Raw genomic sequence first — 15401 nt, 5'->3', positions numbered from 1 at the left:
TAAATAGAAAAAATGTTATAGAAGGTCGAAAAAAAATAATAGGAATTTATATAAAAACTAGGAAAAAGATAGTAATTATGTTAAAATATATTTGATGACATTGAGATGAAAAGGGTGTGAGAATATGAATGAAAAGTTAGTGAGATATTTAGAAACATATAAAAGATTATTCTTTAGAGGTCAAATCGATAACCCTAAAAGTTTAGCTATTTTACAACAAAAAAGAATAAGTTTGGGGTTAAGTGAGGATGAAGTTGAGAATGCATCAAATGAATTAAGTAATAAATTTGATGCATTAATTAGTTTTATTGAAAATATATTGGAATTTAGTGGATTCGATATAGAAAACAAAAGCATAGATAGTGGTGATAGAGAAGAGATTGTTGAATTTTGGAGAGATTTAGATCTATCTGATGATGATGGAAATAAAATTTTAGAATTAATAATCAATAAATTTACTAATAATTCAAGAGAGAGAGAAAATTATGATATACATAAGAATAATTTTGATGCAGAAGTTGAAGAAATATATGAATTTAATAATTATTCTCAAAGTAATTATTCTCAAAGTAATTATGGTCAAGATACATCTAATATTAAGACTAATGATATATTAGAAGAAGAGTTAAACGATGATTATTTAAAAGGTATAGATAATTCTTTGTATAATCAGGAAAATATTTTCGATTATGAAACTAATATAATGGATAAGGGGATAGTTTTGGCTCATAAAAGAGAGAAAACTTTATTAGAAGAATATAAGGAAATATTAGATAAAAATAGAAAAAATAAAACTATAACTATGCAAGTAAGGTTACTTAATTTAGCAATAAGTTATGGAATTGGATTTGAGAGTGAGCTTTTCTCTATAGAAAAAAGAAAAGAAGTTACAGCTACTAATATGGTATCAATTTTTAAGGCAACATATTTTGATTTTTTAAATGATTTAATGATTTCTTTAAAAGAAAGTAATTTAATAGATTTAGATAATATTCCAGAGTATACTTTAGAAGGGTTCTTTAACTATGAAGTAATACTTAAGTATGCTGAGAAAATTGATATTCTTAATAAAGCTATAGATGATGGAGAAGATGAAACAACTTTTGCTTGGCTTGCTAGATCTACTATGCAATTTGAATCAAGGAAAATAATGTCCAAGCTTACTGGACCAGTTATAGAATATGTAATAAAAATAATAAGAAATTGTAAAATGAAAAGGGTAATTTCAAATGAAAAAGAATTTAAAGCATTTAAAGTTATAGATGACATATTAATAATGATGGTAGCTAATCTTACTAATAGAGCATTGTATAACATAAATGAATTAATAACACAAAATTTATATGGTTCAACATTAGATTTAATTCAAATAATTGAGAGTAAGCAAAAGGGATTAGTTCATTTAGAGGAATTAAAGAAATTAGATACAAAGAATGATGAAAAGAAACGTTCCTTTGTTTTAATAAGTGCTTTAAAGGAATATCCTTACTTAGAGGAAGCGCATTTGGGTATTATAGATAGGCTTAGTGAAAATGATATAGAAATTAGAAAATATTTATTAGAATGTGCTTATAAGGTTATTGAACCATCTGGAGAAGGATGTAATTCTATAAATAATGAATTAATAGAGATGGGGAATAAAATATACACTGAATCTATAGAACAATTAAATTATAATGAATTAGAATTTGATGAAATAAGAAGATTTTGTGAAGATTTACAAAATAAATTTAATATAACAGATGCTAATACTATAGTACAAACAGAACTTAATAACTTTGGTAGAGTAATAAGCGTAGTTAATTATAAGAATGTAAATGAAGATATTAGGATTAAGCTTTATAGAAAGGCTATGAATGATCTTAAGAAAAGTAGATGTGATGAAGAAGAAAGAAATAATAGATGTGCTTATTTAAGAGAACATTATAATATTGAAGATCAAAAAATAATAATTGATACAGAACTTTCAAACTTTAACACTATAATTTCAGAAGATGTAGATTTTTCTTTAGTGGACTATGATATAAGAAAGTCTCTTTATGAAGAAAAGTTAAATGCATTACAATATGAATATGATCAAGATAAACTAGAAGCTGCAATTATTGAGGCAAGAGTTAATTATAAAATTAATCTCATAGAAGCAAGAGATATGGAGCTTATGAAATATGGTAGGTGGTTTGGAGAACTAGATTTAAGTGATAAATCTGGAGATTCTATGTATAAGTATGTAAGAGCTTTATCACAAAATATACTTATGCAACCTATTAGTGAAGATAAAAAAAGTGAACTTTTAAATGAATTAAAGGAAAGAAGTGGATTTTCAACTCACGAATTTTATGCTATTCAAAATAAAATAGGAAACTCTGAAATAACACTTAATGACGAGGACGCTGTGGAATTAGAATTTATTGATAAAGCTTTAGAAGTATTCTCTAAATATCAAAGTATGTCCTTAGAAGCAAAGCTATGTAGTTTTAAAGATGAAGATTTCCACTGTGGAGTTTTCATTAGAAATTTTGAAGAAACAAGAAATGAATTAAGGGATAAAGAATTATTTACCTTAAGAAAAGAAAATAATAAAGATGGTTTCTTAATAACTTCAAAGGCTATATATCATTCAAGTTGGGATAGAGCATTATTATTTAAGGATATAAAGAAAATAATATGGAAAGAAGAGAGTGAATTTAAAAATTCTCAAAGATACTTTAGGCCATATATATTCTTAGCAACAACAGCAGGAGAATATAAATTTGAATTTATAGGATTTAGACAAATAGATATATTTAAGAATTTCATAACTGATTTAATAAATTCTTATAAAATGTTAGTTGGTGAAGAAAGGTGTAAATACGAAGAGTGTAGTGTTAAGAGTAATAGTTTAAGAGTAGAGGATATGCTCCGTGGAAATAATGTATTTGCAAGATATAAAGGAAATCCAACATCTTTAGATGAACTTATAGCTTACGTTGTAAAAATATCTGATATAAATGTTAGAAGACATATTAAATATCAAGACCCAAGGTCCTCAATAGATGGAAAAATTAAAAATGCTATAAATTCTTATGCTAGCCTTAAAAATGGAGAAAGACCAATACTATGTTTTGATAGCACTATATTTAAGTCAGGTAAGGAAGGTTTCTTATTAACAACTAGAGGAGTTTATTGTAAAAATAAATTTGGAACACCTTGGTTTGTTTCACATGAAGATATGAAATTTATAAAACTTGATGAGGAAAATCTAATATTTAATGATAGACAAACTACTATGATAACGGTAGAAGAGTCTGCTAGAAGTATTATTAGGGAAATATTAGAATTCTTATCTTTTATGCTTAAAAATATGAATTAAGATTTAATTGAGGATGTATCAAATTGCAGATACATCCTTTCTGCTTTTTAGCTAGTTATCTCGGCAGATGAAAAAAATACATTTATAAAAGTAATATAAATTAAGATGCTGATTTAATACAGCTCCAATTTTTAAAATTACCTAGAGCTCGGTGTCTTTTCATCATCTAGCTATCAGATAAATAATTAAAGAAAGCATGTTTTACAGATAAATATAAAAAATATATAATTAAAGTAAAATATATATAAGGGAAAGTGAAGGACCATGAAATTAACAGGTGTAAAAAAATTAACAAATTCTAAGTTCTTAAATATGTATAAGCTTGACTTAATAAATAAAAGTGGAAATAAAAAAGAATATTTTGTGGCAAGTAGAAGAGAAGAAGAAGAATTAGCTGCTCTTACTAAAAATCACAATAAAGCAGATGCAGTTATGATAATTCCTATTACAGAAAATGATGAATTTATAATATTAAAGCAATTTAGACCTGCCATAAATGATTTTATTTTTGAATTTCCAGCAGGATTAATAGACTCAGGAGAGGACATTATAGGAGCTGCAAAGAGGGAACTTTTTGAGGAAACGGGACTTGAGGCTATAAATTCAGAAATTATTTTAAAGCCTAGTTATACCTCTGTTGGGATGACAGATGAAAGTATAAGTGTTGTTAAAATGTTAGTTAAGGGTGAAGTAACTTCTGATAACGCTGAAGAAGATGAAGAAATTGAAGTTATAAAAATAAAAAAAGCTGAAGGAAAAGAATTTGTTAAAAATAACAATGTTTCAATAAAAACAGCTTTAGCTATATTAACTATTTAATTAAGAATACTTACTCTAGTTTAGGGTAAGTATTTTTTTTTGATAAAATTTTTGTAAATAATTCCATTTAAGGATTAATATGATAATATTTATTTATAAAGAATCTGTGGGGGGATATTAATGAAAAGGAATTTAAAAAAAATTACCGCTACCTTTATGAGTTTTCTATTTTTATTTACTTTGGTGTTAGTTGATGGAAAAGTGGCATATGCCTTAGCAAAACCAGCAACTCCTAATTTACAACATAATAATTGGAGTGGAGAGCCAAATTATGAAATCACCATGAATATATGGTGGGGAGAAAATGGAGACAAATGGAGATTATATGAGAATAATAAGCTTATACATGAAGAAAGTTTGGTAAATCAAAGCCCTCAGGCACAATCAGCAAGTTTTAAGATTACAGGAAAAGCTAAAGGAACTTATAGTTATAAGTGCGAGTTAGTTAATGGAGCTGGAGTAAGCGAAAGTTCAGTAATAAATGTTACTGTAACAAAGGAAGTAGATAATAGTAAACCAGAGGTGCCATCTAATTTAAAAGCCATGACTAATGGAGAAAATTCTATAATAGTAACATGGAATAAAGTAGATGAAGCAAATTCTTATGAGTTAGAAGTTGATGGTACAGTTAATTCAATAAATGGAGAACAATATAATCATGAGGGGTTAAAAGCAGGTTCTACTCATAGTTATAGAGTTAGAAGTAAAATGCTAATGGTGTTAGTGACTGGAGCAGTGTGGTGACAGCAAAAACTTCTGAAGCACCAGAAGTAGTTGAAAAACCAACAGTACCTCAGAACTTAGTGGCAAAGGCTAAAGATAGTAAAACTATAGAATTAAGTTGGGTTTCTAGTAATAATGTTGATTATTATGAATTATCCCTTGATGGAAAAATAGTAAAGGTAAATGACAATAAATATACACATAGTGGTTTAACAGCAGAAAGTAAACATGAATATAAGGTTAGAGCTGTTAATAAGGTTGGAGCAAGTGAATTTTCTAATTTAGTTTCAGCAACTACTTTAAAAGAAGATAGTAACAAACCAGAGCTAGGAAATGATGGTTTACCTGAAAGAGTTATTGTAGGATACTGGCATAACTTTGATAATGGTTCTACAACAACTTCATTAAAGGATACATCTTTAGATTTTGATTTAATAGATGTTGCTTTTGCTGAATCTTTAAGTGATCAAGCTACTATGATTTTTGAACCTTATAATAATACAAAGGAAGGTTTTAAGGAGGAAATTAAATACTTACAAAGTAAAGGAAAGAAAGTTATCATATCAATTGGAGGACAAAATGGAAGATTACATCTTGATACAAAGGAAAAGGAAGATGCTTTTGTTAATTCTATGGTTGATATAATAAAAACTTATGGTTTTGATGGTATGGATTTAGATTTAGAAGGTGGAGCTGTTTCCTTAGATGCAGGAGATACAGATTTAAATAATCCTACAACTCCAAAAGTTGTTCATTTAATAAATGGAACAAAGAGAATCAGAGAAGAAGTAGGTGGAAATTTCATTTTAACAATGGCGCCAGAAGTAACTTATGTTCAAGGTGGATTAATTTCATATGCTGGTCCATGGGGCGCATATTTACCTGTTATTAATGGACTTAGAGATGAATTAACTTTATTGCATGTTCAACATTACAACCATGGTTCACAAGAAGCTTTAGATGGAAATACTTATATGCAAGGAACTGCTGATTTTGAAGTGGCTATGGCTGAGATGATGATTACTGGTTTTTATTTAGGAAGAGGTACTACTAATTACTTTGAAGGATTGCCAGCTGAAAAAGTAGCTATAGGCTTACCATCATCAACAAAGGCAGCAGGAAGTGGATATATTTCTGAAGAAGAGGGAATAAAAGCTTTAAATTATTTAATAAATGGACAAGATTTTGGTGGCAAGTATAAGCTTCAAAATAAGGAGGGTTATAAGAAGTTTAGAGGAGTTATGACTTGGTCAACAAATTGGGATGAGACTACAGGATTTAAATTTTCAAAGGCATATAGAGAATTTTTTGATTCTATAAACTAAGAATTAATTTAGGTAAAAATAATATAAAAACAAACTTTGTCAGAGTTATTAATGATAAAGTTTGTTTTTTATTTTGAACTATTTAATAGAAATAATGTTTTATCATAAAGTTGAAAAAATATTAAGTAACTCTCTAAAGTTATTACAAATGCCGACGATTAATTTGTATGTAGACTTTAGAAAGGGGAATTGAAGAATATTTATGAAAATAAGATTAGATTATTTCAAGAACTACAAAAAATCCTTAAGGTTCAAAATGCTTACAAATATATTATCAATTTGTATAGTAAGCATGATAATTATAGGAGGAGGGAGTTATTATTTATCAAAGAATATTATTGAGAATAATATAAATGACGAAATTAATTATGTGTTAGCTGATTATGAAATGCAAATGTCGAACTTTATAAGTCATAGTAAGGAATATTTAGATTCTATTTATTATAAAAATGCTTATGGAAAAACTTTAGAAGAGATAACTGTAAATATAGCACAAGATATGAATAATTATTCAAATAATCAGTACATAAAAGGTCTTTTCTTTATAGATAGCAATAACACTATTTATGGGAATAAAGTGAATTTTGAAAATGAAAAATGGTTTGAGAATTTAAAAGGAAAAAAGGAATTAGAAAAAGTTGTTTCTAAGGTTTATCCTATGACTGGAGAGGAAAATGGAATAGTAGTAGCTATGAAGATTCCTAATGGATATATAGGTGGTATTGTAAATTTAGATAAATTAAAAGAAATTTCTACAAGTATAAAAATAGCAGAAACAGGTCATGGATTCGTTATTGATAAGGATGGAAACTATGCAATACATCCTTCAAGAAAGATAACTGAGAATATAAGAACTGTTGATAATGGAGCAGTTGCAGAGTTAGGTGATCCATTAACAGCAGGAGATAGAAAAATAACTAAGTTCCATGTAAATGGTAATAATCAATTGTATGCTTCAGCAGTAATAGAAGGAACAAATTTAGTAGCAGTACTATATGCAGCTGAGGGAGAATTTTTTGGACCATTAACAACTATAAAATACATGACAATAATAATAGTTATTGTAGCTCTTATATTATTAAGTTATATAATATATATATCAATAAATAATATAACAAAAGGAATAAATAAAATAGCTAATGAAAGTAAAAAAATAGCAGAAGGTAATTTAGCAGTATTAAATTTATCTAAAAGTAATAGAGAAGATGAACTTGGAGTTTTAGAAAATAATTTCTTAATTATGGCAGAAAATTTAAAGGATATTATAGAAGCTATAGATACGAGTACTAAAGAAACTATAATGAGTATGGAACAATTCCAAGAAACTATAGAAAGCAATACTGAAAGTGCAAGTAATATAACTGAAATTACTATAAAAGTAGGGGAAAAAGTAGAAAGTGGTTCAAAAGGTATAGGAATTTTAAATAGTGCAATAATGGAATTGAATGACAATATGAGTCAAATAAGAGAAAATGCAAATGGATTAAAGGAACATAGTAAGGAAGCTTCATCAGAAATTGAAAATGGTGGAGAAGCAATGAATAATGCTATTATGGTAATAAGTGATATTAAAGAAAGGACATTTAAAGTTGGAGAATGTATGTTATCTTTACAAGAAAGTTTTGTTAAGATAAGAGATATTTTAGAAGATATAACTTTCATTGCAGAACAAACAAATCTTTTATCACTTAATGCTAGTATAGAAGCAGCTAGAGCTGGAGAATCAGGAAGAGGATTTGCTGTTGTAGCTAATGAAATTAAAAAACTAGCAGATAGTTGTAAGGAATCAGCTATTAAAACTGGAAGTATTTTAAGAGAAAATGAAAGTGAATTAAAGGTATTATTAAGCGAAGTTACGGGAAGTAAGACTATTGTAGAAGATGGTTTATCTAGAATAGAAAATACTAGAAAAACTTTTGAAAATCTTTCAAATAGTTTTATGACTTCTATAAGTAGAACAGAATTAATAATAGATAAGATAAATAATTCAAGTGAAAAAACAGAAAAAATATCAGAAAGTTCTATAAATACAGCAGCTACATCAAATGAAATTGCTAGTGAAATGTCAGAGGTTTCATCCTTATTAGAAATGCAATTAGCAGGTGTAGAGGAACTTACAGCAAGTTCTACTACAATGCTTGAGGAAAGTAGTAAACTAAGAGATTTAACAAATAAATTTAGAATATAATTCAAAGGGGATGTATCAAATACAGATACATCCCCTTTACCTTTTATCTAGCTACATAGGTTCATCATTTGTGACCACTCATCTACGTAAAGAAGCTCTAATATTTTTTTCTACAACAGTTTCTAAAATTTCCAAACTCACTTTGTTTGACTGACAGTCCAAATCTGTGATTTGGTAACTGAAAGTTACTCAGTGCATTTAGCACTGAGCTTCTTTTAAAAGGGAACTTACGAAACTATTGTTCAAAAATAAAGAGCTTCTAGTACTAGTTCAATGTTCACAGCATTTTGTACCTATATAGCTATCTCGGCAGATGAAAAAATACATTTATCTGATAGCTAGAGGCTGTAATACTCCTATCTTTTTTAAGTAGGAGATAAACAGCCTCACGCTTCTAGATAACTGCGACTAAGCATTCAGATGGAATCAAAACTCCACCTGAATTAAGTCTACGTTTATGAAAGTAATATAAATTAAGGTGTTGATTTGATACAGCACCTGTTTTTTTTAGTTATATAACTATTTTAGAGGTTGATTTAATACAATCTCTTATTTTTTTAGTTTATATTTATATGCTAATTCATTAACATTTATGCTAATCAGAGAGTAAAATATATTAAAGCTTAAAATAAAGTAAGAATGCTTCCTCTATCAATTAATTTTCCTTCATCTAGATATATTGGTTCAACATTGTGTTTAAAAAGGAAGTCTTTTATATCATTTCCATAAGAATGGTTTTTTAAGTCACCTAAAAAGGCCATTTTGTCCTCAGAAATTAATCCACAGGTTCCACCAATAAATCCATAAGATAATCCAGGAAGTATTATATCACCAGAAGGAATTAGTAGTACGTCTAAAGGGTATTTCTTTAAGGTATTGTAAATTCCTAAATCTGAGGTTATTAAAGCTTTATCATTAACTATAGCTATGGAACATTTGCTATAACCTTGTTTTATATTTATTAGCTCTTTGTCAGAAACATGTTTTAATAAATTTTTATCTGTAAATTTAAAATTATGTATAAAAAAATCTTTTAAATTAACAGCATTTAAAAAAATATTTTTAGGATATTTTTCCTCTAATTCTTTAGAAGAATATTCAAAATCTATATTATATTGATTTAGTGTTTCTAAGGAAAGATTAGAGTTTTTTGCTAAAATTATTTTTTTTGAATTAATAATATTTAGTTGGATATCAGGATGACCTGAAATAGCATCATATAAATTATTTGATTTAGGAACCTTAATTATGTTTAAACCTTCATCTAATAAGAGGTTTATTTGTTTTTCTGTTAATCTATAATCTACAAAAGAAATATTCATATGGATTCTCCTTTAATTTTCTTTAAAAACATCTTACTAAATAATGAGGAATTTGTCGATTATTCACTAGTTTTTTTTCGTATAGCAGTGCTGTTTTAATCCATACTAAGTATAAAGAAAGGAGTGAGAAATTTGCTTTTAATACAAGTAGCATTTGAAGGTGAAAGAGACTTTGTAAAGGATTTACAAGAACTAAGAAATATTCTTAAAACTAAGAGTATAAATATAGGGATGTCAGAGTCCATAGAAAAAAATACTCACTTCATTAAAATATTTTGTAATGATATAGAAGAAGGAAAAAATACAGAAAATATAGAAACTATAAAAAATAAAGTATTTACTTATGTAGCAAATTTAATTTATAAAGAAATAATTAATGAATATAGAAAAAGAGAACTTTTAGAATATATAACAGAAAATTATTTCTTTTTAAGACATGACGAAATAATAGAAATAGACTCACAAGTAAACAAAATATTACTAGGAAAAGAAAAAATAAGTGATGATGTAGGAATTTCTTTGCAAAATAAAATTAATTATTTAAATGATATAATAAAAGAGTTTCTTTTTGAAGAAGGTAAGATAAATATAGATGGATTTATTAGATTTAGATTAAAATCTATGAGAAATCATGTTCAATTTATAGTTGATAAAATTATAGAATTATATATGGTAGAAAAAGAATATAATGAGTTTATAAAACTTCTAAAATATTTTGTAGAAATTCAAGAAAGTAAAATTGATCTTATAAATATAACTATAAAACCTAATGGTGAATATGTAGTAGAAGATAAGGATGGAAAAAACTTATTTGATGAGTTTATAAAAGATTTAATAGAAAATAAAGAAAGTAAGGATGCTAATGCTGAGGATATCATAATTAGTGGACTTATAACTAATGCGCCAAAACATATATCCATAATAAACAAGGATTATTGTTTAAATAAAGAATTTCTTAATACTATATCTTCAGTTTTTGGAGATAGAGTATTATTTGAAAATAGTACAAAAATTTTATAAAAAATTATTGACAATAATGAATAATCGTGATAAATTATATTTGTTAAGTAGAAACAGCCGTTTCTCACCTTACGGCAAAGCTTAGTAAGGTTGGAGTAGTTTATTACACTTTTTATAGTTTGTGATAACAAAAGGACGGCTTATAGCCGTCCTTTTTTTATATATTTGTGTTGGCTAAATTCTATCGGAGGTGAAAGATATTAATAAAAAGATTGCAATGAATGAAGAAATAAGAGAAAAGGAGATAAGAGTTATCTCTGGAGATGGTGAGCAATTAGGTTTAATGTCATCAAAAGAGGCATTAAAAATTGCGGAGGAGAAAGACCTTGATCTAGTTATGATTTCTCCAAATGCTAAGCCACCAGTTTGTAAAATAATGGATTATGGCAAATTTCTTTATGAGCAAACAAAAAAAGACAAAGAAGCTAAGAAAAAGCAGAAAGTCATAAATATTAAAGAGATAAGAGTTAGTCCAACTATAGAAGAGCATGATATTGATATAAAAGCAAAGAATGCTCGTAAATTCTTAATTGATGGAAATAAAGTTAAAATCACTGTTAGATTTAGAGGAAGAGAAGCTGAGCATTCAGCTGTTGGAAATGTAATACTTGATAAATTCTTCAATAAACTTGAAGAACATTGTATTATAGAAAAACCTGCTAAATTGGAAGGCAGAAACATGATAATGATTTTGGCTCCAAAAAAAGCATAACTTGAGAGGAGGATATCACTATGCCAAAAATGAAAACTCATAGAGGTGCAGCAAAAAGATTTAAAAAAACAGGAACAGGAAAGTTCAAAAGAGCTAAAGCTTACAAAAGCCATATCTTAACAAAGAAAAGCGCTAAGAGAAAAAGAAATCTTAGAAAAACTGGATATGTTTCAACTACACAAGAAAAAGCAATGAAGAAATTATTACCATATCTATAAGAAAAACGATGGAGTAGGAGGTCTGTAAAATGGCAAGAGTTAAGAGAGCGGTAAATGCTCGTAAAAATCATAAAAAAGTTTTAAAACTTGCAAAAGGTTACTATGGCGGAAAAAGCAAATTATTCAAAACTGCTAATGAGTCAGTAATCAGAGCATTAAGAAATGCTTATGTTGGTAGAAGATTAAAGAAAAGAGATTATAGAAAATTATGGATAGCTAGAATAAACGCAGCTACAAGAATGAATGGTCTTTCATATTCAAAATTCATGAATGGTTTAAAATTAGCTGGTGTTGATATAAACAGAAAAATGCTTTCTGAAATAGCTATAAATGATCCTAAAGCATTCACTGATTTAGTAGAATTAGCTAAAAAGCAATTAAACGCTTAATATATTAATGCGACTTATATAGTCGCATTTTTTTTTAAAGTTTTTTACACATATAATTATTTTTAGTCAAAGGGGAAAGAAAGTAAGGAATTTATCTAATAGCTAGAGGTGTAATACTCTTATCTTCTATAAGTAGGAGATAAATAGCCTCATGTTTCTAGATAAGGAGCACTAAATATTCAGATGGAGTCAAAACTCTACCTGAATTAAGTATAGGTTTATATAAAGTTTTGATTAAGATTGTGTTAAAACTTTTTTACAAGAATAATAGATTATAAAATAATATTTATAATATTAGTTAAAGATATAATATAAGTCTAGCTAAATTTAAATTAAATTAGATTTATAGTTTAAAATTTTAATTAAATAGTATTATTCTTTATTACTTGGAGGTGAAGAAGTGTACGTTAATCTAGGGAAGAAAATTAGATTTAACTCTGTCCAAATACTTGCCTTAGGATTTTTTTCTCTTATATTGGTTGGTGGTTTCTTATTATCCTTGCCAATAGCGAGTAATAGTGGTCAAAGTACAAGTATAGTAGATTCCTTATTTATAGCTACATCAGCAGTATGTGTTACTGGGCTTATAGTTGTAGATACAGCAACACATTGGAATTACTTTGGGCAAACAGTGATAATAATACTTATTCAAATTGGTGGTCTTGGCTTTATGTCATTTACTACTTTATTAGCTATATTAATAGGGAAGAAAATTACATTAAAAGAAAGATTGCTATTACAGGAGTCTATGAATACATTTAGTATCCAAGGTTTAGTTAAATTAATAAGGTATATATTAATATTTACCTTTGCAGTAGAAGGATTAGGAGCCTTATTACTATCAACTCAATTTATACCTCTTTTTGGTGTAAGTAAGGGGATTTATTATAGTATTTGGCATTCTATATCAGCTTTTTGTAATGCTGGCTTTGATTTAATGGGGACATATTCAGGTAAATATTCTAGTTTGACAGCTTTTGCTAATAATCCTGTTGTAATATATACAATATCAGCCTTAATAATAATAGGTGGTCTTGGATTCACTGTATGGAGTGAAGTTTACAATTATAAGGAAAGAAAGAAATTTTCCTTACATAGTAAGGTTGTATTAACAGTGACTGGAGTGTTAATCATTGGAGGAACAATATTAATGTTATTCCTTGAATATAAAAACCCATTAACTATAGGAAATATGCCTTTATTTGAAAAGTTTAATAATGCCTTTTTTGCAGCTGTAACTCCTAGAACTGCTGGAATGAATACAATATCAACATCTGATATGACTTTAGGTGGACAATTTTTAACAATAATACTTATGTTTATAGGTGGTTCACCAGGATCAACAGCAGGTGGATTAAAAACAGCTACCTTTGGAGTTCTTATGATAACATTAATATCTATAATAAGAGGAAGAGAAGATATAGAAGTATTTAAGAGAAGAATATCAAAGGATACTGTATATAAAGCTTTTGCCTTATTTGTTTTATCTTTGTTATTAGTTATTGTTGTTACCATGCTTTTATGCATAACTCAACAAGGTGTACCAGATGGAGATAAATTTAATTATTTATTGTACGAAGCAAGTTCAGCTTATGGAACTGTAGGATTAACCTTAGGCTTAACACAGCATCTTAATACAGCTGGTAAAATAATAATAATGATTACTATGTATTTAGGAAGAGTAGGTCCTATGACAGTATTATTAGCATTAACAAATAGAATGAGTAAAAAATCTGGTATAAAATATCCAGAGGACAAAATATTAATTGGGTAGGAGTGATTTTAATGGCACGTAAACAATTTATTGTAGTAGGACTTGGTAGATTTGGTTCATCAGTTGCTAAAACTTTGTATGGTTTAGGAAATGATGTATTAGCTATAGATTCAAATGAGGATGTTGTACAGGAAATTGCTGACCATGTAACTCATGCAGTACAAATGGATGCTATAGATGAAAATGCAGTTAAAAGCTTAGGAATAAGAAATTTTGATGTTGCAGTTATAACAATAGGTGCAAATATTCAAGCTAGTATAATGGCTGCTTTGGTATTTAAAGAGCAGGGAGTAAAGTATATAATAGCTAAAGGAAATAGTGATTTACATGCTAAGGTATTGTATAAGATAGGTGTAGATAGAGTTATCTTACCTGAAAAGGATATGGGAGTTAGAGTAGCTCATAACTTAGTATCCTCTAACATTTTAGATTATATAGAACTTTCTCCAGATTATAGTATTATAGAAATAGAGAGCTTAAAAGAATGGCATGGCAAATCTATAAGAGACTTAAGTTTAAGAGCTAAATATGGAATAAATGTTATGGCTATAAAGAGCGGAAATGATGTTAATATTTCACCATCACCAGATGATGTGGTTGAAGCTAATGATGTTATAGTAGCAATTGGTTCTGTTGAGGATTTAAATAGACTAGAGGATAAAATATCTAGATAAAGGAGAAATTGTTTTGCTATTTATAGAAAGTAAAAATAATAATCTTTTTAAAGAAATAAAAAAATTAAAAGAAAAAAAGTATAGAAATCAAAATAAACAATTTTTAATAGAAGGATTAAGGTTTGTTGAAGAAGCTATTAAAAATAATGCTAAGATAGAAAAAGTTCTATATACAGAAAGTTTTAATGAAAAACATGGTGATAAACTAAGTTTAGATTCTAATATAGAACAAATAGTATTAAGTGAAAATTTACTAAAGGAATTAAGTTTTACAGAGAAACCACAGGGAATCATAGCTGTGGTTTCTATTGAGAAGAAGGAGATGAAGGGAGGGGATATTGTAGTTCTTGTGGATAAGGTTCAAGATCCAGGGAATATGGGAACTATAATTAGAACAGCCCATGCAGTAAATGCTTCAGCTCTTATAATTACTAAGGGAACAGTTGATATTTATAATGATAAAACTCTAAGGTCAACTATGGGCTCTATATTTAAAGTTCCAATTATAGAGGATAATGATTTATCTATTATAAAAACATTAAAAGAACAAGGTTTTAAATTAGTAGTTAGTTCTCTACAAGGTGAAAATAATTTCTTTGAGGAAGATTTAAGAGATAAGGTTATTATAGCAGTGGGGAATGAAGGAAATGGAATATCTGATGAGGTATATTTATTAGCAGATAAAAAAGTAAAAATTCCAATGCCTGGAGATGCTGAATCACTTAATGTTGCGGTAGCTACATCAATTATGTTATATGAAAAATTAAGACAGAATGTTATAAAATAGTCTTGAATAATATAAAAGATATGGTTATAATTATTTAAGAAGTAAATATTAATAAACGTTGAAAGAGAACAGTATATATGGGAAAATTCTTTTAAGAGAGG

General features: G+C 27.5%; 13 protein-coding genes and 2 other annotated features (1 of these 15 running past the window's edge). Of the genes, 12 read left to right on the top strand and 1 reads right to left on the bottom strand.

Translation table 11 applies throughout. The features are described from left to right. Positions 1–124 precede the first annotated feature (124 nt). The 5 genes from ARA19_RS11650 to ARA19_RS11630 all read left to right on the top strand — a co-directional run bounded on the left by ARA19_RS11650 (position 125) and on the right by ARA19_RS11630 (position 8404). Positions 125–3349 (top strand): hypothetical protein, encoded by a 3225-nt coding sequence (locus tag ARA19_RS11650; protein WP_055071141.1) that lies wholly within the window; start codon positions 125–127, stop codon positions 3347–3349. 264 nt (positions 3350–3613) lie between these two features. After that, positions 3614–4168, top strand: coding sequence for an NUDIX hydrolase (locus ARA19_RS11645; RefSeq protein ID WP_055071140.1), 555 nt, complete (start codon positions 3614–3616; stop codon positions 4166–4168). A gap of 120 nt (positions 4169–4288) precedes the next feature. Further along, complete coding sequence (locus ARA19_RS11640) at positions 4289–4912, top strand: chitinase N-terminal domain-containing protein (protein ID WP_055071139.1); 624 nt, start codon at positions 4289–4291, stop codon at positions 4910–4912. Next, complete coding sequence (locus tag ARA19_RS11635) at positions 4906–6216, top strand: chitinase (protein ID WP_084764479.1); 1311 nt, start codon at positions 4906–4908, stop codon at positions 6214–6216. Before ARA19_RS11640 ends, ARA19_RS11635 begins: the two co-directional genes overlap by 7 nt. 202 nt (positions 6217–6418) lie before the next feature. Further along, positions 6419–8404 carry a methyl-accepting chemotaxis protein gene (locus ARA19_RS11630; RefSeq protein WP_055071137.1) on the top strand — a complete coding sequence of 662 codons (1986 nt, stop codon included), beginning with the start codon at positions 6419–6421 and terminating at the stop codon, positions 8402–8404. Positions 8405–9027: 623 nt separating this feature from the next. Here ARA19_RS11630 and ARA19_RS11625 read toward each other — a convergent pair. Beyond that, a complete protein-coding gene (locus ARA19_RS11625) occupies positions 9028–9726 on the bottom strand; it encodes a DUF6873 family GME fold protein (RefSeq protein WP_055071136.1) in 699 nt (232 codons plus the stop codon). A gap of 132 nt (positions 9727–9858) precedes the next feature. Here ARA19_RS11625 and ytxC point away from each other — a divergent pair, with 132 nt between their 5' ends. The 7 genes from ytxC (at position 9859) to ARA19_RS11590 (ending at position 15300) form a co-directional block, all read left to right on the top strand. Next, complete coding sequence (gene ytxC, locus ARA19_RS11620) at positions 9859–10746, top strand: putative sporulation protein YtxC (RefSeq protein ID WP_055071135.1); 888 nt, start codon at positions 9859–9861, stop codon at positions 10744–10746. A 39-nt stretch (positions 10747–10785) separates the two neighbouring features. Beyond that, positions 10786–10910: a sequence feature (ribosomal protein L20 leader region), on the top strand. A gap of 53 nt (positions 10911–10963) precedes the next feature. Next, on the top strand, positions 10964–11458 hold the full coding sequence (gene infC / locus ARA19_RS11615) for a translation initiation factor IF-3 (protein ID WP_055071134.1): 495 nt from the start codon (positions 10964–10966) through the stop codon (positions 11456–11458). A gap of 20 nt (positions 11459–11478) precedes the next feature. After that, positions 11479–11676: a 50S ribosomal protein L35 gene (rpmI, locus tag ARA19_RS11610; protein ID WP_055071133.1), complete on the top strand. Its 198-nt coding sequence runs from the start codon at positions 11479–11481 to the stop codon at positions 11674–11676. 29 nt (positions 11677–11705) lie between these two features. Further along, on the top strand, positions 11706–12065 hold the full coding sequence (gene rplT / locus ARA19_RS11605) for a 50S ribosomal protein L20 (RefSeq protein ID WP_055071132.1): 360 nt from the start codon (positions 11706–11708) through the stop codon (positions 12063–12065). A 400-nt stretch (positions 12066–12465) separates the two neighbouring features. After that, positions 12466–13839 carry a TrkH family potassium uptake protein gene (locus tag ARA19_RS11600; protein WP_055071131.1) on the top strand — a complete coding sequence of 458 codons (1374 nt, stop codon included), beginning with the start codon at positions 12466–12468 and terminating at the stop codon, positions 13837–13839. An 11-nt stretch (positions 13840–13850) separates the two neighbouring features. Next, positions 13851–14513 (top strand): potassium channel family protein, encoded by a 663-nt coding sequence (locus ARA19_RS11595; protein WP_055071130.1) that lies wholly within the window; start codon positions 13851–13853, stop codon positions 14511–14513. 13 nt (positions 14514–14526) lie between these two features. Then, the gene (locus ARA19_RS11590) at positions 14527–15300 is read left to right on the top strand and encodes a TrmH family RNA methyltransferase (protein WP_055071129.1); all 774 of its coding nucleotides are present in this window, start codon (positions 14527–14529) and stop codon (positions 15298–15300) included. Between the two features lie 49 nt (positions 15301–15349). Continuing rightward, positions 15350–15401 (top strand) — a binding site (T-box leader) (it continues 171 nt past the right edge of the window).

Origin of the sequence: Clostridium massiliamazoniense, from assembly GCF_001403635.1 — a bacterium.
In the GTDB taxonomy this organism is placed as follows: Bacteria; Bacillota; Clostridia; order Clostridiales; family Clostridiaceae; genus Sarcina; species Sarcina massiliamazoniense.
The sequence above is the reverse complement of the archived record's forward strand: the minus strand, read 5'-3'. Positions and strand labels throughout refer to the sequence as shown.

Excerpts from the sequence above, each read along its gene's own strand:
- ARA19_RS11650 (WP_055071141.1), top strand. The coding sequence starts at position 125 with ATGAATGAAAAGTTAGTGAGATATTTAGAAACATATAAAAGATTATTC.
- ARA19_RS11645 (WP_055071140.1), top strand. The coding sequence starts at position 3,614 with ATGAAATTAACAGGTGTAAAAAAATTAACAAATTCTAAGTTCTTAAAT.
- ARA19_RS11640 (WP_055071139.1), top strand. The coding sequence starts at position 4,289 with ATGAAAAGGAATTTAAAAAAAATTACCGCTACCTTTATGAGTTTTCTA.
- ARA19_RS11630 (WP_055071137.1), top strand. The coding sequence starts at position 6,419 with ATGAAAATAAGATTAGATTATTTCAAGAACTACAAAAAATCCTTAAGG.
- ARA19_RS11625 (WP_055071136.1), bottom strand. The coding sequence starts at position 9,726 with ATGAATATTTCTTTTGTAGATTATAGATTAACAGAAAAACAAATAAAC.
- infC (WP_055071134.1), top strand. The coding sequence starts at position 10,964 with ATGAATGAAGAAATAAGAGAAAAGGAGATAAGAGTTATCTCTGGAGAT.
- rpmI (WP_055071133.1), top strand. The coding sequence starts at position 11,479 with ATGCCAAAAATGAAAACTCATAGAGGTGCAGCAAAAAGATTTAAAAAA.
- rplT (WP_055071132.1), top strand. The coding sequence starts at position 11,706 with ATGGCAAGAGTTAAGAGAGCGGTAAATGCTCGTAAAAATCATAAAAAA.
- ARA19_RS11595 (WP_055071130.1), top strand. The coding sequence starts at position 13,851 with ATGGCACGTAAACAATTTATTGTAGTAGGACTTGGTAGATTTGGTTCA.